At 31.9% G+C, this 26,464-nt stretch carries 29 protein-coding genes and 1 pseudogene; 18 read left to right on the top strand and 12 right to left on the bottom strand.

From position 1 onward, the window contains the following. The first annotated feature begins 83 nt into the window (after positions 1-83). On the top strand, positions 84-614 hold the full coding sequence (locus M1D66_RS14085; RefSeq protein ID WP_000495197.1) for a DUF4269 domain-containing protein: 531 nt from the start codon (positions 84-86) through the stop codon (positions 612-614). A 45-nt stretch (positions 615-659) separates the two neighbouring features. Here the strand turns inward: M1D66_RS14085 and norG are convergent, their stop codons facing one another. Continuing rightward, the gene (gene norG / locus M1D66_RS14080) at positions 660-2,093 is read right to left on the bottom strand and encodes an efflux pump transcription regulator NorG (protein ID WP_242285279.1); all 1,434 of its coding nucleotides are present in this window, start codon (positions 2,091-2,093) and stop codon (positions 660-662) included. Positions 2,094-2,245: 152 nt separating this feature from the next. Here norG and M1D66_RS14075 point away from each other — a divergent pair, with 152 nt between their 5' ends. The 14 genes from M1D66_RS14075 (at position 2,246) to M1D66_RS14010 (ending at position 13,931) form a co-directional block, all read left to right on the top strand. After that, the gene (locus M1D66_RS14075) at positions 2,246-3,160 is read left to right on the top strand and encodes a DMT family transporter (RefSeq protein WP_000551617.1); all 915 of its coding nucleotides are present in this window, start codon (positions 2,246-2,248) and stop codon (positions 3,158-3,160) included. A 138-nt stretch (positions 3,161-3,298) separates the two neighbouring features. Beyond that, positions 3,299-4,660 carry a family 8 glycosyl hydrolase gene (locus M1D66_RS14070; RefSeq protein ID WP_071740716.1) on the top strand — a complete coding sequence of 454 codons (1,362 nt, stop codon included), beginning with the start codon at positions 3,299-3,301 and terminating at the stop codon, positions 4,658-4,660. A gap of 162 nt (positions 4,661-4,822) precedes the next feature. Next, a complete protein-coding gene (locus tag M1D66_RS14065; RefSeq protein WP_242554529.1) occupies positions 4,823-5,746 on the top strand; it encodes a nucleoside hydrolase in 924 nt (307 codons plus the stop codon). 76 nt (positions 5,747-5,822) lie between these two features. After that, positions 5,823-6,281 (top strand): GNAT family N-acetyltransferase, encoded by a 459-nt coding sequence (locus tag M1D66_RS14060; protein ID WP_242554528.1) that lies wholly within the window; start codon positions 5,823-5,825, stop codon positions 6,279-6,281. A 30-nt stretch (positions 6,282-6,311) separates the two neighbouring features. Continuing rightward, positions 6,312-6,659: a divalent cation tolerance protein CutA gene (gene cutA, locus M1D66_RS14055; RefSeq protein WP_001160789.1), complete on the top strand. Its 348-nt coding sequence runs from the start codon at positions 6,312-6,314 to the stop codon at positions 6,657-6,659. A gap of 16 nt (positions 6,660-6,675) precedes the next feature. Further along, positions 6,676-7,122, top strand: a complete 447-nt coding sequence (locus M1D66_RS14050) for an NUDIX domain-containing protein (RefSeq protein WP_000836823.1) — start codon at positions 6,676-6,678, stop codon at positions 7,120-7,122. 199 nt (positions 7,123-7,321) lie between these two features. Beyond that, the gene (locus M1D66_RS14045; RefSeq protein ID WP_001071385.1) at positions 7,322-7,567 is read left to right on the top strand and encodes a heterocycloanthracin/sonorensin family bacteriocin; all 246 of its coding nucleotides are present in this window, start codon (positions 7,322-7,324) and stop codon (positions 7,565-7,567) included. 101 nt (positions 7,568-7,668) lie between these two features. Then, positions 7,669-8,685, top strand: a complete 1,017-nt coding sequence (locus M1D66_RS14040) for a serine hydrolase domain-containing protein (protein WP_242554527.1) — start codon at positions 7,669-7,671, stop codon at positions 8,683-8,685. Positions 8,686-8,716: 31 nt separating this feature from the next. Continuing rightward, complete coding sequence (locus M1D66_RS14035) at positions 8,717-8,860, top strand: hypothetical protein (RefSeq protein ID WP_000653680.1); 144 nt, start codon at positions 8,717-8,719, stop codon at positions 8,858-8,860. Positions 8,861-9,139: 279 nt separating this feature from the next. Beyond that, positions 9,140-10,348: an L-lactate MFS transporter gene (locus M1D66_RS14030; RefSeq protein ID WP_000815120.1), complete on the top strand. Its 1,209-nt coding sequence runs from the start codon at positions 9,140-9,142 to the stop codon at positions 10,346-10,348. Positions 10,349-10,478: 130 nt separating this feature from the next. Beyond that, on the top strand, positions 10,479-10,904 hold the full coding sequence (locus M1D66_RS14025) for a GNAT family N-acetyltransferase (protein WP_000706904.1): 426 nt from the start codon (positions 10,479-10,481) through the stop codon (positions 10,902-10,904). 279 nt (positions 10,905-11,183) lie between these two features. Next, complete coding sequence (locus tag M1D66_RS14020) at positions 11,184-11,627, top strand: NUDIX hydrolase (protein WP_000757601.1); 444 nt, start codon at positions 11,184-11,186, stop codon at positions 11,625-11,627. A gap of 30 nt (positions 11,628-11,657) precedes the next feature. Beyond that, the gene (dnaN, locus tag M1D66_RS14015; protein WP_242554526.1) at positions 11,658-12,788 is read left to right on the top strand and encodes a DNA polymerase III subunit beta; all 1,131 of its coding nucleotides are present in this window, start codon (positions 11,658-11,660) and stop codon (positions 12,786-12,788) included. Between the two features lie 219 nt (positions 12,789-13,007). Further along, positions 13,008-13,931 carry a hypothetical protein gene (locus M1D66_RS14010; protein WP_242554525.1) on the top strand — a complete coding sequence of 308 codons (924 nt, stop codon included), beginning with the start codon at positions 13,008-13,010 and terminating at the stop codon, positions 13,929-13,931. A 61-nt stretch (positions 13,932-13,992) separates the two neighbouring features. On the opposite strand, the gene M1D66_RS14005 is transcribed toward M1D66_RS14010, so the two are convergent. After that, the gene (locus tag M1D66_RS14005; protein WP_242554524.1) at positions 13,993-14,955 is read right to left on the bottom strand and encodes an MBL fold metallo-hydrolase; all 963 of its coding nucleotides are present in this window, start codon (positions 14,953-14,955) and stop codon (positions 13,993-13,995) included. 293 nt (positions 14,956-15,248) lie between these two features. Between M1D66_RS14005 and M1D66_RS14000 the strand changes: the two genes are divergently transcribed. Both M1D66_RS14000 and M1D66_RS13995 read left to right on the top strand, forming a co-directional pair. Further along, positions 15,249-16,244 carry an LAGLIDADG family homing endonuclease gene (locus tag M1D66_RS14000; protein WP_088859529.1) on the top strand — a complete coding sequence of 332 codons (996 nt, stop codon included), beginning with the start codon at positions 15,249-15,251 and terminating at the stop codon, positions 16,242-16,244. 152 nt (positions 16,245-16,396) lie between these two features. Further along, on the top strand, positions 16,397-16,792 hold the full coding sequence (locus M1D66_RS13995) for a RidA family protein (protein WP_001169711.1): 396 nt from the start codon (positions 16,397-16,399) through the stop codon (positions 16,790-16,792). A 722-nt stretch (positions 16,793-17,514) separates the two neighbouring features. On the opposite strand, the gene M1D66_RS13990 is transcribed toward M1D66_RS13995, so the two are convergent. From M1D66_RS13990 to M1D66_RS13970, 5 genes are all read right to left on the bottom strand, one after another. Continuing rightward, entirely contained in the window at positions 17,515-18,330 is an 816-nt protein-coding gene (locus M1D66_RS13990) for a YwqG family protein (RefSeq protein ID WP_000799803.1), read from the bottom strand. A 78-nt stretch (positions 18,331-18,408) separates the two neighbouring features. After that, a complete protein-coding gene (locus M1D66_RS13985; protein ID WP_242554523.1) occupies positions 18,409-20,013 on the bottom strand; it encodes a DnaJ family domain-containing protein in 1,605 nt (534 codons plus the stop codon). An 88-nt stretch (positions 20,014-20,101) separates the two neighbouring features. Further along, on the bottom strand, positions 20,102-20,467 hold the full coding sequence (locus M1D66_RS13980; RefSeq protein ID WP_000432659.1) for a hypothetical protein: 366 nt from the start codon (positions 20,465-20,467) through the stop codon (positions 20,102-20,104). 262 nt (positions 20,468-20,729) lie between these two features. Continuing rightward, on the bottom strand, positions 20,730-21,101 hold the full coding sequence (locus tag M1D66_RS13975) for a YxiJ-like family protein (RefSeq protein WP_086385700.1): 372 nt from the start codon (positions 21,099-21,101) through the stop codon (positions 20,730-20,732). Positions 21,102-21,113: 12 nt separating this feature from the next. Continuing rightward, the gene (locus M1D66_RS13970; protein ID WP_086385701.1) at positions 21,114-21,965 is read right to left on the bottom strand and encodes a patatin-like phospholipase family protein; all 852 of its coding nucleotides are present in this window, start codon (positions 21,963-21,965) and stop codon (positions 21,114-21,116) included. A gap of 179 nt (positions 21,966-22,144) precedes the next feature. On the opposite strand from M1D66_RS13970, the gene M1D66_RS13965 reads away from it, so the two are divergent. Then, positions 22,145-22,522, top strand: a complete 378-nt coding sequence (locus tag M1D66_RS13965) for a PH domain-containing protein (protein WP_086385702.1) — start codon at positions 22,145-22,147, stop codon at positions 22,520-22,522. A gap of 120 nt (positions 22,523-22,642) precedes the next feature. Here the strand turns inward: M1D66_RS13965 and M1D66_RS13960 are convergent. The 5 genes and pseudogenes from M1D66_RS13960 to M1D66_RS13940 form a co-directional block, all read right to left on the bottom strand. Next, positions 22,643-23,064, bottom strand: a pseudogene (locus M1D66_RS13960) (GNAT family N-acetyltransferase). Between the two features lies 1 nt (position 23,065). Then, positions 23,066-23,587 carry a YfiT family bacillithiol transferase gene (locus M1D66_RS13955; protein ID WP_000999070.1) on the bottom strand — a complete coding sequence of 174 codons (522 nt, stop codon included), beginning with the start codon at positions 23,585-23,587 and terminating at the stop codon, positions 23,066-23,068. Positions 23,588-23,603: 16 nt separating this feature from the next. Further along, positions 23,604-24,131: a GNAT family N-acetyltransferase gene (locus M1D66_RS13950; protein WP_242554522.1), complete on the bottom strand. Its 528-nt coding sequence runs from the start codon at positions 24,129-24,131 to the stop codon at positions 23,604-23,606. Between the two features lie 63 nt (positions 24,132-24,194). Then, positions 24,195-25,517: an FAD-dependent oxidoreductase gene (locus tag M1D66_RS13945; protein WP_242284439.1), complete on the bottom strand. Its 1,323-nt coding sequence runs from the start codon at positions 25,515-25,517 to the stop codon at positions 24,195-24,197. Positions 25,518-25,599: 82 nt separating this feature from the next. Next, positions 25,600-26,379, bottom strand: coding sequence for an undecaprenyl-diphosphate phosphatase (locus M1D66_RS13940; RefSeq protein ID WP_001104304.1), 780 nt, complete (start codon positions 26,377-26,379; stop codon positions 25,600-25,602). Positions 26,380-26,464: the final 85 nt, after the last annotated feature.

Below are 26,464 nucleotides of genomic sequence, written 5' to 3'. Positions count from 1 at the left end.
AAATAAAGGTACTCCTAGAACAAAACCCAATGATTTAAATATTTAGTGAGATGATTATTATGTTAAATGAAGGAGAGACTTCTATGTTTACATCTATTACATATTTACAATCGGGCAATGAGAAACAACAAAAAATATATGATGTTTTGAATAGCCTAAACATAATGGAGGATTTAGCTTTATATAATCCCGTTCTTTGCGGGACAATCCCTATAAGAATTGATACTCCTCAATCTGACTTAGATATTGTAATGGAAGTATATAACTTTGATGTTTTTGAGCAGGAAATGAGATCTTTATATGGTTCTTATGGAGGGTTCAACATAAAAAAGAAAAAAATTAAAGGTACTGAATCGATAAAGGTGAATTTTGAATTCGAAGGTTTTGAATTTGAATTATTTGCTCAACCGAAGCCAGTGCGTAATCAAAATGCATATAGACACATGATAGTGGAACACATGCTATTAATGCAGCATCCCCATATAAGGGAGGAAGTTATTCGCTTAAAGGAACAAGGTTTAAAAACAGAACCTGCTTTTGCTCAAGTATTAAATATTGACGGAGATCCTTATGAAGAACTTATTTTATTAGGGCAGGAAATGAAATTGTGGTAAATAAGATACATAAAAAAATCCTCCAAAAACAAAAGAGGATTTTTTTTATGCCATTAACTTCCGAATTAATTCACTGAGCAATTTAATTCCGTTAGTCATTTGTTCTGGAGTAGCATATCCATATGATAAACGAATGTACTGATCTGATTCTTCTTCATAAATACGTCCCGGATTTAAAAGAATTCCTTTTGATAGTGCCTCTGAAAATAGTTTTTTCATCGGAATGTTATGTACAACTTTTAGCCATATAAAAAATCCACCACTAGGAATATCCCATGATGCAATATCTGCACAATATTTATTTAAAGCTCGTATCATTATTTGTCTTCGTTCTTTCAGGTGCATTCTTACGTTTGCTACATGTGCTTCATAAAAACCTTCATTTATCCATTCAGCAGCTACTCTTTGAGATAAAGAGCTGGATCCATAGTCTGTTTGCATTTTTATATCTGACAATCTATCAATAACAGGTTCTGGTCCGATTATCCATCCAATTCTAAGTCCTGGGCTAAGTGTTTTAGAGAGACTACCAATATATAATACATGTCCATGTTTATCCATCGACTTTAAAGGAGCTGGAGGTGATTCATCAAGCCATAACTCTCGGTAAATATCATCCTCGATGATAGGCAATTGCTCTTTTTCACATATTTTTAATATTTCTTTTCTTCGCTCTTTGGACATCAATATCCCCGTTGGATTTTGAAAACAAGGGATTGAATATAAAATATTATTCTTTTGACTATATTTAATTCGTTTTAATAAGTCGTTAGGTAAAATACCGTGATGATCCATTGATATACCGGATAAATTTATATTTGCTGATTGAAAAACATGAAGTGAATATAAGTAAGAAGGTTGTTCAAGTAAAACAGTTGATTTTCTATGTAAAAGACCAATTGATATTAATTGTAATGCTTGGAGTGCACCAGAGACTATTAATATAGAACCCGGTGATGCATGTATTCCAAATGATTTTACGTATTTGCTTATTGCTTCACGTAACGGATAAAAACCTTTTTGTTCTTCGTATCCGAAATAATCTAATTCCTCACTGACGTTTTTAATTATAGATTGCATAGTTTCGAGCGGGAAAAGGTGAGGTGCAAGTTCACCTTTACTAAGATGGATAAGCGTTTTATTTGCTTCTGCTTCATTTATTTCTCGCACCATTAACTTACTTGGTTTATGAATACCGGCCTTTACATATTCACTCCAATCGGGCGGGGGATTAGTTGCTAATAATGACCATGTATTATTTGTTACAATTGTTCCTGCTCCGATTTGTCCTTGAATTAAACCATCTGCCATAAGTTCATCTAGCGCATTTATTACAGTACTTCGATTTACATGAAATAATTTTGCTAACTGCCGCTGACTAGGGATTTTACTTCCAATTGGCCATTCTCCGTTTTCAATTTTTTCTTTCATATAGTCTATTATCTGCCGATATTTGGGCACTTTTTTATCGGTTGTCATATAAAAAACTCCTTCGTTTATTTAAAAGATTCAAAGTGGTTGGTTTTTCCGATAAATAACTGGTTGAAGACATTGTATCAACTATTAAATATGATGAAAAGAAATAATTGGTAATTTAAAAATGGTTGGTTTTTTAGGGAAGGAGAGAAAATATGCATAATAAAAAATGGGATTTACGCATTATATGTGCTCACGCTTTTACAATTCTTATATGGGGAACTGCTTTTCCAGCAATTCGTATGGGGCTTGAATCTTATACGCCTGAACACCTTACTTTACTACGCTTATTAATCGCTTCATTTATACTTTTGTTATTTTCATTTATATACAAACTACGACTACCGGATTTAAAGGATATCCCAGCAATTTTTATATTTGGTGCTTTAGGGTTTACTATTTATCACATCGCATTAAATTACGGCGAAAAAACAGTCAATGCTGGATCTGCAAGTTTAATAATTTCAGTCACTCCAATAGTGACGGCAATTTTTGCTTCTGTTTTTTTGAATGAAAAAATGAAATTAAATGGCTGGATCGGTGGTGTAATGAGTTTTGCAGGAATTGCCTTAATTTCATTTAGCCAAGGCGACGCTATTCAATTAAATAGCGGGGGGTTATTTATATTGTTAGCGGCGATTTCAGAAAGTCTATTTTTCGTTTTCCAAACATCTTACTTAAAAAAATACGGTTTCTTACCATTTACCATATATACAATTTTTTCTAGTACTGTATGTATGCTTATTTTCTTACCCGGAGTTTATCAAGAAATATTAGCAGCTCCTCTTGAAGTTAACTTGAGTGTTATATATTTAGGTGTCTTTCCAACAGTACTCCCGTATATTGCATTGGCCTATATTATATCTCGTGCTGGTGCTTCTGAAGCAACAAGTTCTCTATATTTAACGCCAATAACGGCGTGTTTCATTGCTTGGATATGGTTAGGAGAAGTGCCAACTTTAGTTTCGATAATTGGCGGAGGGATTACTATACTTGGAATTGTGATTGCTCATATACCAGTATTAAGAAAAGAAAAACATAGGAATTTAGCAAATAATCAATCCGTATAATGTAATTCAATAATAATTTTATGATACTTTTTTATATAGTTTCTTTCTTATGTTGATAAATATAATATTTTGTATTTCAGTTAAATATTGTATGTTACATTTTATGTAGTAAGCATTTTAAAAGGAGCTGACAACATAATGAATGGAAAAAGAAAAATTTTCACATGTATTTCTATTGTAGGAATTGGACTAGCTAGTTTTTCTAATTCTAGTTTCGCAGCAAGTGTAACGGACAATTCAATACAAAATTCTATTCCCGTAGTTAATCAACAAGTAGCTGCTGCAAAGGAGATGAAACCATTTCCCCAGCAAGTTAATTATGCAGGTGTTATAAAACCGAATCATGTTACACAGGAAAGTTTAAATGCTTCTGTAAGAAGTTACTACGATAATTGGAAAAAGAAATATTTGAAAAATGATTTATCTTCTTTACCTGGTGGTTATTATGTAAAAGGAGAGATTACAGGGGATGCTGATGGGTTTAAGCCACTTGGAACTTCAGAAGGTCAAGGGTATGGGATGATAATTACAGTATTAATGGCTGGTTATGATTCGAATGCTCAAAAAATCTATGACGGTTTATTTAAAACAGCAAGAACTTTTAAAAGTTCTCAAAATCCTAATTTAATGGGATGGGTTGTCGCAGATAGTAAAAAAGCACAAGGTCATTTTGATTCTGCTACTGATGGAGATTTAGATATTGCGTATTCTCTTCTTCTTGCTCATAAGCAGTGGGGATCTAATGGAACAGTTAATTATTTGAAAGAAGCACAAGACATGATTACAAAAGGTATTAAAGCTAGTAATGTTACAAATAATAATCGACTAAATTTAGGAGATTGGGATTCTAAAAGTTCACTTGATACGAGACCATCTGATTGGATGATGTCACACCTTAGAGCATTTTATGAATTTACAGGTGATAAAACTTGGCTTACTGTTATTAATAATTTGTACGATGTTTATACGCAATTTAGTAATAAGTACTCTCCAAATACAGGACTTATTTCAGATTTCGTTGTAAAAAACCCACCACAACCCGCACCTAAAGACTTCTTAGATGAGTCAGAATATACAAATGCATATTATTACAATGCTAGTCGGGTACCATTGAGAATTGTAATGGACTATGCGATGTACGGCGAGAAAAGAAGTAAAGTCATTTCTGATAAAGTCTCTTCATGGATTCAAAATAAAACGAATGGAAATCCTTCTAAAATTGTGGATGGTTATCAATTAAACGGATCCAATATTGGTAGTTATTCAACTGCTGTATTTGTTTCACCGTTTATTGCTGCAAGTATAACGAGTAGCAATAATCAAAAGTGGGTAAATAGCGGTTGGGATTGGATGAAGAATAAGAAAGAAAGTTATTTTAGTGATAGTTATAATTTATTAACTATGTTATTTATTACAGGAAATTGGTGGAAACCTGTACCTGATGATAAAAAAATACAAAATCAAATAAATGATGCAATTTATGAAGGATACGATAACTAATTAAATTTGAGAATGGTTACTCAAGAAAGGAATTAGCATAGGCTAGTTCCTTTTTAATATTTTGTAAAACATTATCCATCCTAAAATTCGCATAGATATACTTGCTTTTTTCATATACATAGTTATTGATGACTCTATGTTTTTATGAGGGGAGAGTATTTCTTGGAAAAAGTATTGTTTTTCGGAGACCCAGGTATTGATGACTCATTTGCCATTATGTATGGTTTACTGCATCCCGAAATTGAAATTGTCGGTATTGTAACCGGATACGGAAATGTTGAGCATATACATGCTGCACATAATGCAGCGTATATTTTACAGTTAGCAAATAGACAAGACATTCCTGTCATTAGTGGTGCAACAAAACCACTTACAGAAGAAATCACTACGTACTATCCTGAAATTCACGGAGCAGAAGGATTAGGACCCATCCATGTTCCAGAAAATATATTATCTATTCCAATATATAATTTCGGCAGTATTGCTGCGATTCTTATAAAGTACGGAAAAGATTTAACGATTGTTGATGTAGGAAGATCTACCTCGTTAGCACTTGCTTTTAATTTATGGAATAATTTAATGCTAAATGTAAAAGGAATCTATTTCATGGGTGGTGTTTTTTTAGAAGTAGGAAACGTTACGCCATTAGCAGAGGCAAACGTGTATGGAGATCCGATAGCAAGTAAAATTGTTTTCCATCAAGCAAAGAATTTATTCATATTCCCTTTAAATGTAACAAACAAAGCTGTGTTAACACCAAATGTATTTAACTATATTCAAGCTAATACAAAGAATCCATTTCATATGATAATGAAACCAATGTATGATTACTATCTATCCGCATACCAAAAACTTAATCCATCTATGGAAGGACCTTTGCTACATGATGTGGTTGCAATAAGCGGATTAGTAAATCCAAGTTTTTTTGAATTTGTGCATCTTACAGTAAATGTAGATACATACGGAGATACGAAAGGACAAACATTTGCTGATTTTCGCCCTAGCTCTATATCTGATGGAGCCCATATAGCACTAGAAATAGATGAACAAAAATTCATTCAAGATTTTATAAAAATCATGTTATAAGTTGTTGTCGAAAAAGGGAATTATTTCGCTACGTTGAATATAAACATACATCCTCTATATAAGGGAGCTTACAATATTGAATGTCCAGTTAAAGGTTGTTACGAGAGAAAATTGGGAAGCAGCATTAAAGCTACAAGTTAAAGGAAATCAGTTGAAATTTGTGCCATCCGTAGCAGTTTCGCTTGCTAAAGTATATATAAAACCAGATGGTGACAATGTAGAGTACATACCATTCGCTATATACGATGGTGACCTTATGGTTGGTTTTGTTATGCATGCTGTTGTAAGAGAGACATCGGATATGTATTGGATTAACGGATTTATTATTGATCAATCGCAGCAAGGTAATGGTTATGGAAAAGCAGCATTACAAGAAAGTATTAATATAATAAAAAATACGTTTAAGGCGTGTAAAGAAATTAGATTAACAGTACATAAAGATAATATCTCTGCAAAGAAACTATATGAACGATATGGTTTCATATCATTAGGACAGGAGTATGATGGTGAGCAAGTATATCGTTTATTTGTTTAACTATTAGGAAGTAAAGGTGTGAAATGAAATATGCAATTTACTGAAGTGAAAATTGAAGTGTTCATTCCTGAAGAATATATTGAAACGTTAAGGGATGAATTAAATAAAATTGGAGCATGTAAAACGGGCGAATATGACCATTGTCTTTCCTATAGTTCAGTGAAAGGATATTGGAGACCTTTAGACGAGGCATCTCCTTTTAATGGAGAAATTGGGCGAATATGCGAAGGGCAAGAATGTAAAGTTGAAATAAAGTGTAAACGAGAACTTGTAAAAGATGCTCTTGAAGTTATTAATGATATTCATCCGTATGAAACACCTATGATTTATATTATACCAATACTAAATGACTATTTTGAGCAACTATACATTGAATAACTAGGAGGGATATCAATTGAAAAGTAAATTCCATCATATTGTACGAGCAGTCATGATAAAAGATGAAAAATTATTAGTTGCTGAATATATTGGCCATCATTATTTTTTACCTGGTGGCCATATTGAAATTGGAGAATCAGCAGAGAATGCATTAATAAGAGAGTTAAGAGAAGAACTTGGAGTAAACTGTAGTATACAACAATTTTTAGGAGTCATAGAAAATCAATGGCAAGATAAAGAAGTGCTTCATCATGAAATTAACCACATTTTTGAAGTAGAGTCACAAGATTTACATACGGACTTAACACCGAAATCTAGCGAGTCTCATTTAGCATTTCACTGGATAGATTATAATAAAGAAGCCTTAAATCATTATGAAATCATGCCAATGCCTTTAGTGAAGGAATTACTAGAAAGAAAGTTAAGTGATGAACTACTAAATTGTTGGATTAGTAATTTTTAAATCACTTTATTTATAGTAAATACGTCCATCGAATGAATATAAAGAAAATAGGCTGAAAAACAAGGTACATCACCTAGTGTAAGTTCATATTTTGTTGATGTACGTATTTAGTCTATAGTCTTGTTTCTACTTTGTGTACAAGAATTTATTAACTCTAATATTTGGACGGAATTTACATTTATAAATGGAGGGTTTTATAATGAATCAGTTTCAACAAGAACTACAATCATTAAACCTTAATGATTATCAAACTGGCAATGTTGTGTATTGGGATCAACAACAAAATCAATATCCATATTATTACATTCAAGGCGATGTACGTCGTTGCGGCGGATGCGGAGGTTGTGGTGGACGCTGCGGTGGTTGCGGCGGCAGATGTGGCGGATGTGTAGGCTGCGCTGGATGTTTTGGTTGCTTTAATTGCTGGAACTGGTGGATTATTTAAGTATAGAACATCAAAGCTATTTTACTTGAAAGAAAGGTGTGAAAATTATTTTGCACTTTTCTTTCATACTGTAATTTTGATGTGTATTAAGGGGGATTTATTTGTATACATATGATAAGTTGATTTCTTGGGGAGAGGATATAAAAGAAAAAAATCATAGTTCTGCTACAGCACTTTGTATTATAAAAGATAATAAAATCGTACTAGAGCATTATAGTGGTTATCACTCAAATACATCTACAAGCAAGAAAGTAACGGAATCTTCACAATTTAACGTTGCTTCTGCTAGAAAAAGTTATTTAGGATTAATGATAGCGTATGCGCTTTATGAGGGAAAAATAAACTCTATTGATGATGAAGCGATAAAATATTTTAAAGACTTTGATCCTGCATTGCTTAGTAAAACGACGATAAGACATTTAGTAACACATTCGCACGGATTAGAAGAAACGAATGACAGGACAATTTTTCGTGAATTTGAACCGGGACAATCATGGGCGTATAGAGATATTAATGTAAGAATGATGACACGTCTTATTTATCAGCTATATAACAAAAGTTTTCCTGAATTGTTAAAGGAGCGTGTTTTTAAGCCTGCTAATTTTCAAGAAACAGGTTGGAGAGTTCAGCGAGATGAAAATTTAGTTGACGTTGTTAATAATCCAAATGAAGACGCAATTAGTGAAATTAGTACGGTAGATGACGGTACTGAAAAAAATTTGTTTGTCTCAGCTAGAGAATTTGCGCAGTGGGGCAATCTTCATTTAAATCAAGGTAGGATAGATGATAAACAAATTGTTCCAAAAGAAGTTATAAAAATCGCTACGAGTTTGCAGAGTCCAACATATGTAAATAAAGAGCTACCACAAAATGGCTTGTTTTGGTTCGTTCAAAATGAACCTGCACAATTAAGCGAACTTGGTGAACGTGTTCCAAAAGGGTCTTATCAAATATTAGGGATTACTGGACCGACCATTTTAGTAATACCTGAATATAATGTAGTTGTTGCAAAAATGTATAACAAAAGATATAACTACGGCGGTGATAATTACTTATATTATTTACGTGAATTTAGTAATTTAGTCGCTGATACATTTAGTAACGGTAATAGGGCATAATTACTCCTATAACAAAAAGGAGTGATTGAAAGTGAAAGATAAAGTGAACAAAAATAAAAAACAAAATATAAAAGATGTAAATACAGAGCAAAATGCGATTTATAGCGATCCTAAAGATGCAGCTAATATGCAAACTGTACCGCAGCCGAAGGATTTTGATGAAATCGAATATTAATTTTTCATCCGACTATATGATGAATGAAAAATACGTCTTAAGTCTCATCACATATAAGAAATTATTTGATAACATATATACATAAGCATTTGAAAATGGCTTATCTTAACAAAGCTTTCTTTAGAAACATCTGATATAACCTGCAAAAGGCACTTCTTTATGAAGTGTCTTTTTGTGTATATGAACTTAATTACCATTTTCCGTAGAGTATCTTGCAATTTATGATGGATATACTAACTGTGAAAATTCATGTCAAGATAAAAGAAGGGGACAGTTAGTATGAAACAAACTTCTATAAATCCGTTACTAATTGTTCTAGGTACAATCATTGTTCAAATTGGACTTGGAACAATTTATACATGGAGTTTATTTAATCAACCCCTTGTAAGTAAGTTTGGATGGAATCTTAATGCAGTAGCGATAACTTTCTCTATAACAAGTTTTTCTTTATCATTCTCAACTTTATTTGCAGCAAAGTTACAGAAGAAATTAGGACTTCGGAAACTTATTGCTACTGCAGGAATTGTTTTAGGACTCGGCTTAATACTTAGTTCACAAGTTTCTTCCTTACCACTATTATATTTATTAGCTGGTGTCGTTGTTGGTTATGCGGATGGAACAGCTTATATTACATCACTATCTAATTTAATTAAATGGTTTCCAAATCGGAAAGGGCTTATTTCAGGTATATCTGTATCAGCGTATGGAATGGGCAGCTTAATCTTTAGATATATAAACGGAAATCTTATCGATAACCTTGGTGTATCACAAGCATTCTTATATTGGGGTATTATCGTGTTACTTTTAGTGTTAATCGGATCGTTCTTCTTACGTGAGGCAATTGTAAGTAATGCTGTAACTGAAACATTACACAATGACTATACTCCGCGTGAAATGATGCGAACGAAACAAGTATATCTGCTATTTTTTATGTTATTCACCTCGTGTATGGGTGGTTTGTATTTAATCAGTATGGTAAAAGATATCGGTGTACAACTCGTTGGACTTAGCGCAGCAACCGCTGCAAACGCCGTTGCTATGATTGCGATCTTTAATACAGTAGGTAGAATCATTCTTGGGACGTTATCAGATAAAATCGGGCGAATGAAAATTGTCTCTGCAACGTTTATTATTATAGGTTCGTCAGTCTTTACTTTAAGTTTTATTCCGCTAAATTACGGAATCTATTTTGCTTGTGTAGCAAGTGTCGCCTTTTGCTTCGGCGGTAATATAACTATATTCCCAGCTATTGTCGGAGATTTTTTTGGATTAAAAAACCATAGTACAAATTACGGGATTGTCTACCAAGGTTTCGGATTTGGTGCGCTTGCAGGATCATTTATTGGAGCGATACTCGGGGGATTTCAACCAACCTTCATTATAATCGGTATTTTAAGTGTTATTTCCTTCATTATTTCAATATTAATCCGTCCACCAAATGCAGAGAAGAAAAAGGAACTAAAACATTTACATCGGAAAGTAGCTTAATTTTAAAAAGAGTCCTCATACTAGGGCTCTTTTTTATTCCATTAACTTTGCTTCTTTACCAACTCATTAAAGATAGGACAATATCATTTTAAAATTGAATAGATAAGTAAAAAGGAGCGTGACACTTAAAATGAAAATAGTACAGCAGTGGGTACAAGAAGATAGTGATTACATAAGAGAGAAAGTAATTGAATACAATCAAAAATATCTCGCAGATGAAGAAAAAACACCTTCAGAAAAGGTTAGTTTCATAGTAAGAAATGAAAAAGAAGAAATAGTAGGTGGGGTAACAGCAATAACTTTTTGGCACCATATACACGTTGACTTTCTATGGGTTTCTGAAGAATATAGACATGAAGGTTACGGAACCAAGTTAATAAAACTTATTGAAGAATTTGCAATTGAAAAAGAGTGCAGGTTAATCAATTTAGATACTTTTAGTTTTCAGGCGCCTGATTTTTATAAGAAGCATGGATATAAAGTAATCGGAGTAAGTGAAGATCATCCGAAAGGACATAATCATTATTATTTAGAAAAACGGCTAAAAAGTATATAGAATTTGTTAACATTAGTATTTGGAATACACATGCAATAAGGGCGAGGTTATTATTAATTTCAGTATTAATTGAATCAATTTTTATTCTAAAACTGCAAGAACGTACTTTGGATAATCTTCCTAAGGTACGTTCTTTTTTTATATCAGTAGCCTATTCTTATTAACTCCACCAATAGTGGTAAAGGCAAGACTTAACTAACTTATATATATTAAAAGGAGTTAATGGTAGAATGAATAGAAGACAGAAAATTCCTTTTATTAAAAATAGAGGAGGTACATATGAAAAAAGTTAATGTTACATACGCGATTTTGTACGATAAAACTAATGAAAAGATTTTAATGGTAAAAAACAAAGGGGAAAATGGTTCTTATTATACATTACCAGGTGGCGCAGTTAAATTAGGAGAAACATTGGAAGAAGCAGTAATTCGAGAAGTAAAAGAAGAAACAGGGTTACATATAAACGTAAAAGGGATTTGTTCTATCAGCGAAGCCTTTTTCGAGGAAAGAGATCATCATGCAATTTTCTTTAATTTTCTAGGTGAAATAATTGGCGGAGAGACATATATATCAAGGCCAAAAGAAATTGAAGAGATTACTTGGATGGAATTACATATAGCAGCTCCATATTTACGCATACCAGAACATTTACTAGATTTATTACAAAAGAAAGAAACAGTACCTTATTTTTTTAACGGAACAATCGTTCATCAATCTTCATAAAAATATTATCTCATGTAAGGCGGGGAAAACATGGAGTTTATCGTTAATCACAAACAATTCACTCAAGCACTTTCAGAAGTAAGTAAAGCAATATCAACAAAATCTTTAATTCCTATATTATCTGGTATAAAAATAACTGCAGATCAATCTGGAATTACTTTAATTGCAAGTAACTCGAATATTTTTATTGAAAAATTCATTCCTGTTTTAATTGAAGACGAAAAGATTGCAACTATTTTAAAGGCAGGAACTATTGTTGTACCTGCAAAGTATTTCATTGAAATAATAAAGAAAATGCCAAGTGATATAGCAATAAAAAGTAAGAATGAGCAATTAATTACGATACAATCAGAAGAAATCACATTAAGTTTAAATGGATTTCCTGCAGATGAGTTTCCGAATGTACCGCTTATAGACAATCATGCAGAAATCAAAGTAGAGACAGAGCGATTGATTGAAGTATTTAAACAAACAGTCTTTGCGGTAGCGAAAAATGAATCTAGACCTGTTCTTACTGGGGTGCATATAGAGTTATCTAATAATAAGTTAATTTGTGCTGCAACTGACTCACATAGACTAGCGATACGTGAAACATTGCTTTCCTCAGATGTAAAAGCAAATTGTATTGTACCAAGCGCAACCATTAGTGAACTTCTAAAATTAATGAACAGCAATTCAGAATTCGTATATATCTATCTTTCAGAGAGTCATATTATATTTACGCTCGGAACAACTACATTATATTCAAGACTAATCGAAGGGAAATATCCTAATATTTCCAAGCTTATTCCGAACGACTTTAAAACGATTATTAACATAGATAGAAAAAAGATATTACAAGGTGTAGACCGATCAAGTTTATTAGCAAGTGAATGGGCCAATAACAATGTTAACTTAGAAATCATAAACGAATCTACAATTAAAATTTCTTCAAATGCTTCTCAAATTGGGCAAATATCCGAAACGCAACAAATAGATGCGATTCAAGGTGAAAAACAATTAAATATATCTTTCGATGGGCGTTTTATGGTTGATGCTTTAAGAGCAATAAAAGAAGAAACGATTACTTTAAGCTTTGGTGGTTCTATGAGACCGATATTGATTGAAGCAGGAGAGCAATCTGCAGCAGTACATCTTATATCACCAGTAAGAGCTTATTAGGGATAGAGGAAGGGATTACATTATGTACAAGCAGACTTTTGTTTTATGAAATCATAAATCAATACATTATAAGAATGATGTATTAGTAAAGCAAACAGTTTACTAATTCCTACATAATATAATTCATAGACAAAGCAGCAATGGTAATCTGAAATACAAAGTAAAATAATAATAACCTCAATATAAAAGCCATAGATTAATCGATATGGGGTGAGTATGATGAAGAAAATAATTGTTTTACTCATTGGTATAGTTTTAATTATGTTTGCTTTTTATCAATACAACAAAAAAGACTATGCAGCTAAAAGTACTAACTTGTATGTAGAAAACTTTAAAGGGGAAAATGATTCAATAAAAATACAATCTGCTATTAATAAAGCAGAATCTAGTAAAATTAAAACGGTATTACTTGATGATAAGAAGTATAAAATTACGTCACCGATCATTGTTAAAAAAGGTGTGAAATTATTATTTGGTTATGGATCCCAATTTGTAGTTGAGGGAAACTTTAGAGTTCTAGAACTGGAGAACAACGCATCCATTGAAGGAGCGTATATAGCTATTGACGACCCTAAATTTAACTCTGAAGTTATTTATTTAGACGGTAAAAATAAATATTATAACACTTGGAACAAAACACAAATAAAAGATATAAATATTATTAATTGGACGGAAACGAATAAAGGTACCGGAATTTCTTTATACTCTGCTGGAAAAGAAAATGAAATTTCGTTTGTTAACTTCGAAAACATTAAAATTGTAGGAATGGAAACCGGACTAAAATTAGTAGCAAAAAAAACGAGCACCGGACAAGCTTGGATAAATGCCAATCGTTTTATGAACTTTTCTTTAGAAGACTGTGTAAATATGATTTATATGGATAGTCAAGTAACTACGCCAAATGAAATTAGTGGGAATCAATTTACAAATCTTCAAATACAGCCTTCAAATAAAACAAAAAGCATTATACAGGTAAGTGGTCAGCATAATGAATTTCATGGGATGGTGTGGGATTTAAATAAAATAAAACATGAAACCGAACTCATTGAACTGACTGATAAGAGTATGAATACAGTGGTTGAAATGTCCAGTGTACCAGCAAATAGAGTTTTAGATAGTGGGAAATCCAATATTGTGAAATAAGTTTAAATACAGAAAAAGAGCGAATTCCTTATAAGAGAGTTCGCTCTTTTTCTATTTATAATTAAATTTCTCTCCACCAAGCTGTTGAAGGATAGTCTGTAGATTTTAACGTAATAGATTCGCCAATTTGTGGCGTTGTAATTTTAACTCCTAAACGGTTAGCTTCTTTCGTAACACGTTCTATCGGGTCACTCCATTCGTGTAATGCTAACGTAAAAGCACCCCAATGAATCGGAAGAAGTAATTCTCCTTTAACATCAATATGAGCTTGTACCGTTTCTTCAGGCAACATATGAATAGCAGACCACCTCGGATCATATTGCCCGCATTCCATTAATGTAAGATCGAATGGACCGTATTTATCACCAATTTCCTTAAAGTGAGGGGCATAACCGCTATCACCACTAAAGAAAATTTTAGTCTCTTGACCAAGAATAAGCCATGAACACCATAATGAACGATCTCTATCTGTCATACCACGTCCAGAGAAATGCCTTGCAGGCGCACATACTAACTTAATATTATCAAACGTAATTTCGTCCCACCAATTATGCTCACTAATTTTACTAGGTGAAACACCCCATTTAATAAGATATTGTGCAACTCCAGTTGGAACATAAAAGTATTTTGCGCGATTTTTTAACTGCATAATACTTTTGTAATTCAAATGATCATAGTGATTATGAGAAATGATAATCGCATCAATTTCTTGAAGGTCATCACGTTCTAAAGAAAAAGTACCACTATAGCGTTTACTATTAAACAAAGGAAATGGGGAAGAGGCATCTCCAAACATAGGGTCTAATAATAGTTTTTTACCTTCTATTTTCAAAAGAGAAGCAGAATGTCCAAACCATGTAACACTCTCTAACGGTCCATTATTTTTATTTGATAAAACAATAGGCAAATCCTTTATAGGACGCAGCTTTGATTTCATTTTTAAGTAATCAGTCATTAAACCTATAATATCTTTCGGTTTAAAACTTACATCAGTATCGATTTGATTTATATATTTCTTTTTCATTCGTTCTCCTTTTTACGTTTAACAATATACGTATGTTGTTATTGTAGCTATTTGTAGTTTAAACGAAATCATTTTACCTTTCACCTTAAATGCTGTACATTTCATAAATTTGTCAAATTCATTATTTGTATATATAAAATGTAAATCCTACAGCAGCTAAGACAAATATTAAGTACATGTAAATTGTTTTTATTTAGTAAATTCCTTCTTATACGTAACAAAGAACATATGTTTCGTTTTATGTTATAGAAGAAAATATATCTCTAATAAAAGAAAGGAAGGAGAGGACGTAAGTGCAAATAGAGAGAAAAAAGAACTCAAAATGTAAACTATCAAAATCGGAAATCATTCATTTGTATGCAGAAGGGAAGAGCACCTCAGAAATCGCCATGCTTGCTAATGTGTCTGCAAGGTATATTCGTATGGTTTTATCAGACAATAACGTACCAAGGCGCGCTATAGGGAGTTGGAAGAGAAAGTATGACATAACAGAAGATTATTTTAAAACGTGGTCAAACAATATGGCTTATATTTTAGGGTTTATAGCAGCAGATGGTGTTATACAGAAAGAAAATCAATGTGTCAGTATATCTCAAAAAGAAAATTACATTTTAGAAGATATAAAACAAGAACTAAACACCAACCAGCCACTATATCTAAATAAAAAAACAGACGTATATATGCTAAATATTAATAGCAAAGTAATAAAAGACGATCTAATGAATATTCACGGAATCATGCCATGTAAATCTTTTAACATTGAATTTCCTTTAGTACCAGAAGAATATTTGCATCATTTTGTTCGTGGATATTTTGATGGGGATGGTTACGTCAAGTATGAAACTTATACAGTAAGCTTTGTAGGAGGATCATATAACTTTATGAATTCTTTAAATCAGGTACTACAAAATCACAATTTAACTTCCTATTTAATAAATCAAAATACACATTATCGTGTCATTTTATCTGGAAGAAAATCAATACAATTATTTTCAAAGTGGATTTATAAAGATAAAGGTATTTATTTGCATAGAAAATATGAAGTGTTTCAGAAAGAAAGTCTGAGTTTAGATCAATTACAAGATCGAAAATTAAAACAAACTCAAACTGCCGTTAAACAAAGAAAACAAAATTTCCTTGAAGAATATATGAAAAATAAATGTAATGCTACAACTTGTTCAAATTTAGAAATAAGCGAATCGGCTTTCAAACGTTGGCTAAAAAATGATAATCAATTTAAAAGAGATTATGAAAAGATTAATTTAACAATGTCCACTAGCGATAACTGAATATAAAATCCTAAAAAACCTTAGAATAGGTATGAAGATAGTTATTCTAAGGTTTTTAATTTTTAAATCATAAAGGATTCTTAATTTTATTAATTGAATATAGTAAATACATAGATTTTACAATTGTCTTGATAAAAAAGGAGAGAGACACCTTGCAAAAGAAATTTATCAATCCAGAAACAATGCCACCAACTTTTGGATATTCACATGTAGTTGAAGTTAGTAACGCTAAACGAACAATTTACATATCTGGACAAGTAGCAATCAATACTGATGGTCAAATAGTTGGTGTTGGTGATATAGCTATACAAACGCGACAAGTATTCGAAAACATTAAAAGTGCATTAGATACTTTAGAATTACAATTTAATGATGTAATAAAATTAACATTTTTCTTAACAGATATTTCTCAAATGGCCACTGTTAGAGATATACGAGATCAATACATTGACACTAATAATCCACCAGCAAGTTCAGCTGTAGAAGTTAGAAAGTTAATTAACGATAACTTATTAATTGAAATCGAAGCAATTGCTGTAGCAAACTAATTTTAAGAACTTATTCGTAATCATATCAATGCAATTCGTTTAATGCGTTCAGTTAAAACGAATTGCATTTTTTATTGTCTTAAATATAATTTATATCTGGAGACATTTTCATCAACAACTTATAAAACAAACAACTAAACAATCCATCACACAGAATGATTAAAAAGAACGAGGGGAGGCTAATCACAAAACTAACTTACCTATAATAAGTTTATTATTTAAAGTTAGTTAACATAATATATATTATAGGTAGTTATAGAAACAAAGCAATACCAGGTATCAAAACCCAAGTAAACTATACTTAATGAGACGAAACGGAGATTTTTGGTGAGATTTACATTAAATCTTATCTAAACAAATTTCTTCAGTTTTTATCGTTTTTATTTGTTATAAATTCATCACAGCAAATCTTAATCAATAATCGCTTAAGATTTAACGAATTAAAAACATTTTTGATTGGCAAGAAATTTTTATACAGAAAAATTATTTCTATACAAAATATAAATTAATAATTTTATTTTATGTTTTACTTAATGAATTAATTGCTATTTGCACATGTTTTACAACTTTACATTATTTGTTGTTATTTCTGTTATTTAGGCTTGACTTTCATTACACTCATTGTTTTTTATTCTAGTTAACATAACGCTTATTTTTAACATAAAAAAATCCTCCTCACCTTCAGGAAGATTTTTTGTTTGCTATTATTTTATTTATATCTTCTAGTAACAATCCCAATTGTAAATGACATTGGAAAAATCTAGATTTAACAAATCTTCCTTACGTATAAAGAAATTAGCAACCCCAGAATCGCCCCACATAATATTTAATGAATCGTCTGTATCGATTTGCATCAATAATATGTCATGTTGCTGGTATTTTTCTTCCCATTCCCTTGGATCTGTCTGTGTGAAAAATGGATAACCACCAATTTTATGTCCTTGATCCTTACATAAATCATCATACAGTTCGCCTAATTCTGTATTATTTTCTTCATCAACAATTTCTTCCCAATCAATGTTATCATTAAAAATCATTTCAAATCGATAATCTCTTGGTGTTACTGGTTGATATGCCAACTCAAACTTTAGTTTTGCTGCTTTGGGTATGATAAAATTCTCTAAATCTAAAGTGTTTAAATAACTAAAATCAGTAATCACCTTAGTTAAATCCGCTGTGATTGTAGAATGATAAACAATTCGAAAGTCTTTTTGGCTTGTGGGATGATCAAAATCTGCTCCAAAAAGATCTTCTTCAGCACTTATGAAAAACTGTAACATTCCATGTTGAGGCATATGTTCAATGTTTGGTATTTCTTCAAGGTTTAACTGCGCAAGTAGCATCATAGGTTGTCCGTTTGAGTCTTTAGGATGCTCTTGATCTATAGGTAAATACGGATATCCACCAAACTTACTTTCAAAAAGCGTTGTCTCTGCTAATGTTCCAGACACTTTAACATACGGTTTCACACTTTCTTCTAAAATACTACGATACTGTTCTAGTTCTTTCGGAATTTGAAGTTGATACGTATTCTTCACTATATTTGCCTCCTTTTAGTAATGAATTGAAAATGCCTAACTTAATTATATAGTAAGCGATAGCTTAATTGAAAATCGTTAAAAATCCATTTTCACCCTCATTTTTTGCGCGCTTGGTGGACAAAGTAGATTATGTTCTAATACCTTTTTATTAATAGTTCGAATTAAATCCGCTGCTTCTGCAGTATTTGTATTTTCTTTTAGCTTTTCTTTTAAATCATCAATTTCTTTTGAAAGCTCAATCCACCTAGGTAAAACATGATTATTTGCTAAAGTTCTATAAAGTTGCTTTTCAGGATTGTACGAAAGATCTTTATCAAGATTAAGAGGTTTCCCTTTACCAGGTAAATGATCAAAAGCTCCTTTCTGTTCTGCTTGTTTAACGATAGAACTAATATGATCCTCATACGTATAAGACCAAACTTTCTCATCTTTTACTAAAATCTCTTGTTTTTTTAGTTTTTTATCTAGTTCTTCTTGATTCATAGATTCTCTCTCCTTTTTATTTTCTAATGCCCTTAATCCATCGAATAGCTTTTCTCGCCACCATACGCTATCATGTCCACCTTGAAACTCTTCGTAAGTGGTTTGGTATTTCTTTGCTTCTAAAGCTTTATATAGCCGTCTATTAGCCGTTAAAAGAGGTTCGTTTTCGAGTTCACCTACTGCTATGTAAGAATGTAGATGAGTCGCATTAGAATTTATTGATGAAATTTGATTTTCAATCCAAGGAATTGTATTTTCATAATTATCCTTTTTCCAATGTACGGATCCAGACATTGACAACACATTTCCGAAAATATGTGGATTTTGAAGTGCTGCATAAAAAGCTGCTAAGCCACCAAGACTGAAACCAGCAATTGTTGTATGATTCTTTTCTTGATAAACGTGATACTTAGCTTGAATCCACGGAAGTAATTCCTTCGTTAAAAATGCATTCATTTTATCGTTATAAGTTAGCTCTTCTAATCGATCGACAGGATCTATAGCAACAGCAAGACACGATGGGATTTCTTTTCCGTAAATTAAATAATTAAGTGTTTTTTCAATTGAAAGGCTCTGAATGAATGAATTCCCATCAAATACAATGAGAAGTTCTTGAAGATGTGAAGTGTGAGAATAATCATGAGGCGTATAAATATGAATTTTGCGTGTGTTATTTAAAATCGAACTATAAAAAGAATATGTTTCAATCTTTCCGGATGGATAATCCTTTGAAGGAAAACGACTGCTATACTGCACCTCCATTCCTATGTTTAACACAGAAGCTTTATTGGTACCTTCTCCAAATGTATTTCGATTAAATTGGTCTATTTCGTACTGTTCACTACGCTTTATCCAATCATTTTCGAAAACATCGTTTGCTGAAAAATAGTACGTTGAAATAAAACTCTTATCCGTCCTAAACGTACCATACCAAATATCTGTCTGTAACAATCGTTGTAATTGATTTACAGACAGATCCCTACCAGGAAAACTACCGAATACATAAACATTTTCAGTATTTTGATCGCCTAACCATATATACGTTATAAGTTTATACTGATTATCTATAGGGCATTGTTCTATTAGTGGTGTATGATTTGACTTGATTTCATGCAAAAAAGTATAAAGAGCTTTTTCGTTTCCATTCTTTAATTGATTTTTAAGCTGCTCTAACTTATGACTAATGATCGAAGTCACCTCTCTTCCTCTTTTGTAGTACTCTATATGTAGTTTTTTCATTAGAATCCCTATATAAAAGTAGTCGTAAGTAATGTGTTTAGAGAAGTTATTGATTAGAAAAATGATCAATCGCTTGAATAGAAAGTTCCAATGATTTTATTCTTCTTTCTAAAAGTGTTCTTTGAGGACTCCCAAGCTTTGACTTATCGTAAATCTTTTCAATTGATGGAAGCAAACCAATCAGAACATTACGAGCTTCTGCTAAATCTTCCTGAGTATAATGATGAGTTTCTTGCTTCCAAACACTTTCTAACATAGCTAAGCCGATACTAGCTGCTTTGAGTCTTTTTTTCACTAAAGTAGTATTTGAGCCCTTTTGAGTCATCTGTGATAAGGCATTTTCAAGTTTACGGATTGTTGACTGTAAAGATTTTATTGATTCCAATTTATCTATTTTTGATACGTTTTCCATGTTAATGTTGTCCCTTCTGCATTGTTGACTTATTTTGTTTAAAGCTTGATTTCACTCGAAATATTTTAACATAAATAACTAACTGTATTCGAGTTGGACAATAACTTAAAGTAAAACAGCTATTCCTCTCTCCTCCCTGTATCATTCTATTATATGTACTTCTTTTTTCTCATTAGAATTCCTATATAAACTAGTTGTTAATATTGAATGTTTTATGAACAAAAAAACGTACAAGTATAATGTAATCTGTACGTTTTCGCTTTTATTCAGTAAGATAATAAAGTAATAGCTTCCTGGTCTTCTCATAACTTATGAAATCTCTATACAAAATGGGATAATTCACAATTTCTGTTTCTAGAAAACGATATTGCGGAAACCACTCAAAAAACGATTTTCTTAACCACTTTATTTGTTGAAACGTAATGTTCTGTTCGTTTCCATTTAGTATAGAATTTAAAGTAGCTGCTGTATGCATCCAATAATGATTAAAATCAGCGTTTATACAGTCATCTTCGGTAAATTTACTTTTTAGGTCTCGTTGCAATTTTGCTGTAGCACGATAAGGAAACGGTTTATGAAGTGGACTATGCATGTTCTGCAATTCCTTAAAAATAATTTGTTTTCCTAACTTCAACTTTCTCCTCCTTTATTTCTCTATCCAATTTAATAAGTTTTCATAATGATATTGAGCATCGATATACCCAAGATTATATATATTAACAAGCTTTTCCTTATTTCTTTCTATTCCGCTTATAGGAAGCTGTACACTTGGCTGAATTACATAAAAATTATCTTTTTGTTCTTCTTGATTCATATAAGATATCGTCTCATTATAAAAACGATAATGGTTTACTAAATTCTCTGCGATTTTCGGATATTTTCTATATAAAATTTTAGCCAGGCCTGAAAATTTATTTCGCTGCTTCTCATATCCTTCTGGCTTTGTCATAATTACAACGTTCTTTTCATAACCATCCTTTTGGGCTTTCAAAACAGGTATAGGGTCTATAATCCCTCCATCTAATAATTTTCGATTATTATATTCTACAGCAGGTGCTATAAATGGCACAGAGCTAGATGCACGAATGATTTTTAAAATATCATTTCCGTGTTCTGCTTTATTATAATAAATGGCTTGTCCTGATTCGCAATCAGTTGTCCCTATAACAAACTGTTCATTACAGTTTAAGAAAGTTTGAAAATCAAATGGTACAATTTTATTAGGTACTTCATCAAATAAAAAATCCATTCCGAATAATTCACGTTTTCGAATTAAGTTTCGATAAGATATATACCTGTAATCTAATACTAGCTCTGTATTTACTTTCTTATTTCTACCTTTTTGACGTGACAAATAGGTTGCTCCCATACAGGCTCCAGCTGATACGCCGACTACATATGGAAAGAATAAGTTCTTTTCCATGAAATATTCGAGTACACCTGCAGTATATAAACCTTTCATTCCTCCGCCCTCTAACACTAAACCAATATTCTTCATGCTATATCCCTCTGCTTCTTTTTTCTTAATTTCATATTAGCATAAGATTTTAAGATGAGGTTATATAAACTAATTACAACAATAACCAGAAACTACTAAAGTAATGTCATAATATCTTTGTGAGTAACATGTTACAATATAAGTAATTCATTCCACATATATTAAAGGAGGAATTTAATATGGGTTTATTTAGCGGTATTTTAGGAAATGCATCAAATACAAGTTCTGAAAGTGTAGAACGTGATTTAGAGAAGATTATGCTGGACGATGAAAAAGTAGAGTATGCTTATAAATTAATTCGTGATCTAATCGTATTTACAAATCGTCGTCTTATTTTAGTAGATAAACAAGGAGTAACTGGCAAAAAAACAGAATACCATTCTATTCCTTATAAAAGTATTACACAATATAGCATCGAAACGGCTGGGCATTTTGATTTAGATGCAGAACTTAAAATTTGGGTGTCTAGTATGGAGGATCCAATTACGAAAGAATTTAAAAGTGACGATAGTATTTTAAGCATTCAAAAAGCGCTAGTAACCTTTACGACAAAGTAGTGGTTTTTGTATCTTTATTCATTTTCAAAATTACTAACCCGAGTATTTTGGAAGAACATACATTATTTTTGTATATTTAATCTAAAATAACATAAAAAGGTAAAGCGTATTTTAAATGCTTTACCTTTCTTTTTTGTAATAAACAAGTGTAGTTTTATCATTTAATTTCTTTCTTCTTCTAAAATCGTAGCAAGTTCAAAGCTTCGTGCTTCTGGAAACATCTCTTCAATTAAAATAAGTACCTTCTGAGCAATTCCTTTCCCTTGATAGACTGGATGAATAAACATTGGACTGATCCAAAATTTATAAGGTAGTTCTTTTTGGGATATACATATCGCTCCAACAAGTTTCGAATCTATTATCATCTTATAAAAATTACTGCTGGGATTATTTATTCTAAATATAGTTTTTTCAATAGGTTCATTTGCTGGGTTTGTTTCGTAGTCTTTATATTTATGTAATAAAGGGCTAAATGAGTCTATTTGCATTTGAAATAAATCTGTTGCATCACTTTCTGTCGCCTTCTCTAATGTAATCTCCATGTTACCAATTAAGTCGCTTTCTTAACGAGGTAATATGAGCGGTATGATGACGACCATGCCATGCGTATAGTCCTATTGCAACAGCAAGTTTTGTTTCACCAGTTTCAGGATGGTTAAATGTCTTTTCTAAATCTTCAATTTCTAGAGAATATAAAAGGTTAACCCATCTTTTATGTAATGAATCTAGCATTACTAGTGAAACATCTACCGGTAATTTTGAATCGGGTAATTCTGCCCACTTCTCTTCTTTATACGGCTTAATAGTTGGATTCTTTTCTGTAAGTGCTAATTTGAAGCGTATGTAGCTATTCATATGGCTATCAACAACGTGATGAACAACTTGACGGACAGTCCACCCTCCAACGCGATATGGTGTATCTAACTGCTTCTGATCTAAATCTTTAATTGCCTTTGTTAGTTCATTAGGTAAATCTTCAATTTCTTGAATCCATGTATCAATCATTTCTTCAGTTATAGGACGTTTGTATGTAAATTGGCCAATTGGATAACGTAAATCATTCATTAATAAGTCCTCCTTATTATAAGCGCGAAGTATTTCTCCAAATATAGTGTACAAACTTCACATGTTCTCCATGTAATTCTACAGATGTTATATCTGATTCATTTTGATAAGAAGAAAATCCGCTTTTTTCTAGTACAATTTGTGATGCGAGATTATTAGTCGTTGTTTTAGCATGAACTTCAGTAATTTCATTATTTTTCGCTACATCTAAAATTAATTTTACGGCTGCTGTTGCAACTCCTTTTTTAGTGAATTTTTCTCCGACCCGATACCCGAGCGAACTAATTCGAGTTTCCGTATCTATATCTACTAAATTAATTCGCCCTACAATTTCTTTTTCTTCATTACGAATTAAATAAAAATAAGAATCTCCATCCGCTTGTTCTATTAATAAATCGTCTAGTAGTTTTTGGAAATATTCAAATTCAAAATATTTTGAGCCACGATTTGGTACCAGTGTTTCAAAAAAAGATTTATTCGTAAGTTCAAACGTAAATAAATCCTTAGCATCTTGTTCCTTTAGTTGCTCTATGTATATTTCCATCCCGTATTCTCCTTCTTGATTTACTAACTGTTATACATTCTTTTTTAATCAATTATATTCCTGCTATTTCTTTCGATTAAGTAATATAGATAGTAACACTTTCGGATGAAAAAGATGAAATGGATTACGAATTAAGTTCATCACTCGTACTAACCGAATATAAACATCAGAATTACTTGCAGATAGTCGATATATTTGTTTCGTATACCATAGCTGAAATTTTTGTTTTGTAGTTAATTCTCTCTTTAGTTGCGGGTGACGTGATATTTCTGTTGTTGTCATATCCCAAGGGGTTTCTATTATAGTAGCTGCCTTTTTATAAAATTGTTGTGTAAATGTTTTATCAAGTTGTTTTCTATCTTGCAAAAGTAATTGCAATTGGTGAGCCTCCATAGCAGCAACTGATACGCCTTGGCCGAAAACGGGATCAAAACGACATTGCGCATCTCCAACAACTAATAAGCCTTCTGGTACATTATTCACTAAATCAAATCGCCGGCGTACTTGATAAGGAATTTTGTATGTCTTTATATCAGTAATTCCCTCAGCCTTGTTTAGGAAGTCTGTAACATTAGAAATTGATAGGTTTTCAGCAAAATCATAAAACTCATCATCTGTTTGTGGTGCTTTCTCGTTTGCGTATCCACTGAAAGTAACAAAATAACGATTATCTTCTATCGTTTGAATAAGAACGCCATAAGGGTTATCAGGGAAACTCGGAGACATTAGCACATTGCAACAGTCTAATTTCTCATTTTCTTTAAGTTTGAACATTTTCGTTGCGTAAAATAAATCAATACGAACTTTCTCTTCTTGTACTTCAATTTCGTATTCTCGTAACCACTCTATACTTTTTGAGCCAAATCCACTCGCATCAACTACAAGGTCTGCATGAACTTCTTCTTGTATGTCTGTCTCTAAATATTTAACTTTTACTCCACACACTTTGTTAAGCTTTTCATCTACCAATAACCCTTTAACCAATGTTTCATATTTAATAGTAATATTTGAAATTTGATGTATTCGTTTTTGAATATGCCATTCTAGTAAAGGACGACTTTGTTGAATCATATGTACTTCTCCTATGAATGGCTGTTTCCATAAACCAAATTGATGCCATTTTAAATCACGAGTAAAGTTATTTACGATACTACCTGCTTCTATTAATTCATTCGTAATATTAGGAAACAATTCTTCAATTGCGTTTTCTCCACCTTTTAATAACACGTGAGGATGATTACTTTGTGGAACTCTTTTTCTCGAAGACTTTCCATCCCATCTTTCACCAGCTTCTATAATGATTACTTCTTTAAAAGAAGTTGATAATGCTTTTGCTGCAAACTTTCCTGCCATACTTCCACCAATAACGATAGCCTTATTAAACATATTTTCCCCCTTAATAAAAAGAGATCCTGCCTTGTATGAATGAAACAGGATCTTAAACTAATTAACTTCTTTATCATTATACTTAAAATACATCAGTAAATTGCAACATTAAAATTAAAATACCTAATCCCCATACGTAATACGCGAATACTTTTAAAGAGTGACGTTTTAAATATTGAATCATCCATGAAACGGCTATGTATCCAAAAAATGCTGCTGATAACGTTCCGACAATTAAAGATGTACTAGAAATAGATTCTGCTTTCCCTTGAAAAACGTCTACAAATTGCAAAATGATAGCTCCAACAATGGCTGGTGTCGATAATAAAAAAGAAAAGTAAGCAGCAGTTTCACGGTCTAATTTTCTCCATAATGCAGCGACAATTGTCATTCCAGAACGGGAAATGGCTGGAAAAATAGCAGCAGCTTGAAATGAACCGATAATTAATGCGTCTTTATATGTTATGTCATCCATTTTTTTACGACCATTCTTTTGTTTATCTGCCGTGTAGAGAAAGAATCCGGTCACTAAAAACTCCCAACCGATCGTGATTCCTGTTTTTGAAATATCTTCAAAGAAATCTTTAAACAATAAACCAATTACAACTGCGGGTATTGTCCCAACGATAAGTAATAACATGAGCTTTGAAAATGGGTTTTTAATTAAATATATAAATTCTTTTTTGTAATAAATAAAAACCGCAAGTAAAGTCCCAATATGCAGCATCGTATCTAAAAATAAGCCAGCCTCATCTAATCGGAACAAATGCCTTCCTAAATAAAGATGTCCGGTACTACTGATTGGTAAAAATTCTGTTAAACCTTGAATTATACCTAGTATGAAAGCTTCTAACCAATTCATGATGGTCTCCTTTCTCTTTTGCTTGTACCAATATATGAGGGTTAAATTTTCGATATGAAAAAAACTATATTTCTCTATGAATTTA

This window comes from Bacillus sp. PK6-16 (assembly GCF_056530295.1).
This window is presented reverse-complemented; position numbering and strand designations above follow the sequence as displayed.

Excerpts from the sequence above, each read along its gene's own strand:
- M1D66_RS14085 (WP_000495197.1), top strand. The coding sequence starts at position 84 with ATGTTTACATCTATTACATATTTACAATCGGGCAATGAGAAACAACAA.
- norG (WP_242285279.1), bottom strand. The coding sequence starts at position 2,093 with ATGACAACCGATAAAAAAGTGCCCAAATATCGGCAGATAATAGACTAT.
- M1D66_RS14075 (WP_000551617.1), top strand. The coding sequence starts at position 2,246 with ATGCATAATAAAAAATGGGATTTACGCATTATATGTGCTCACGCTTTT.
- M1D66_RS14070 (WP_071740716.1), top strand. The coding sequence starts at position 3,299 with ATGAATGGAAAAAGAAAAATTTTCACATGTATTTCTATTGTAGGAATT.
- cutA (WP_001160789.1), top strand. The coding sequence starts at position 6,312 with ATGCAATTTACTGAAGTGAAAATTGAAGTGTTCATTCCTGAAGAATAT.
- M1D66_RS14045 (WP_001071385.1), top strand. The coding sequence starts at position 7,322 with ATGAATCAGTTTCAACAAGAACTACAATCATTAAACCTTAATGATTAT.
- M1D66_RS14030 (WP_000815120.1), top strand. The coding sequence starts at position 9,140 with ATGAAACAAACTTCTATAAATCCGTTACTAATTGTTCTAGGTACAATC.
- M1D66_RS14025 (WP_000706904.1), top strand. The coding sequence starts at position 10,479 with ATGAAAATAGTACAGCAGTGGGTACAAGAAGATAGTGATTACATAAGA.
- M1D66_RS14020 (WP_000757601.1), top strand. The coding sequence starts at position 11,184 with ATGAAAAAAGTTAATGTTACATACGCGATTTTGTACGATAAAACTAAT.
- dnaN (WP_242554526.1), top strand. The coding sequence starts at position 11,658 with ATGGAGTTTATCGTTAATCACAAACAATTCACTCAAGCACTTTCAGAA.
- M1D66_RS14010 (WP_242554525.1), top strand. The coding sequence starts at position 13,008 with ATGAAGAAAATAATTGTTTTACTCATTGGTATAGTTTTAATTATGTTT.
- M1D66_RS14005 (WP_242554524.1), bottom strand. The coding sequence starts at position 14,955 with ATGAAAAAGAAATATATAAATCAAATCGATACTGATGTAAGTTTTAAA.
- M1D66_RS13980 (WP_000432659.1), bottom strand. The coding sequence starts at position 20,467 with ATGGAAAACGTATCAAAAATAGATAAATTGGAATCAATAAAATCTTTA.
- M1D66_RS13970 (WP_086385701.1), bottom strand. The coding sequence starts at position 21,965 with ATGAAGAATATTGGTTTAGTGTTAGAGGGCGGAGGAATGAAAGGTTTA.
- M1D66_RS13965 (WP_086385702.1), top strand. The coding sequence starts at position 22,145 with ATGGGTTTATTTAGCGGTATTTTAGGAAATGCATCAAATACAAGTTCT.
- M1D66_RS13955 (WP_000999070.1), bottom strand. The coding sequence starts at position 23,587 with ATGAATGATTTACGTTATCCAATTGGCCAATTTACATACAAACGTCCT.
- M1D66_RS13950 (WP_242554522.1), bottom strand. The coding sequence starts at position 24,131 with ATGGAAATATACATAGAGCAACTAAAGGAACAAGATGCTAAGGATTTA.
- M1D66_RS13945 (WP_242284439.1), bottom strand. The coding sequence starts at position 25,517 with ATGTTTAATAAGGCTATCGTTATTGGTGGAAGTATGGCAGGAAAGTTT.
- M1D66_RS13940 (WP_001104304.1), bottom strand. The coding sequence starts at position 26,379 with ATGAATTGGTTAGAAGCTTTCATACTAGGTATAATTCAAGGTTTAACA.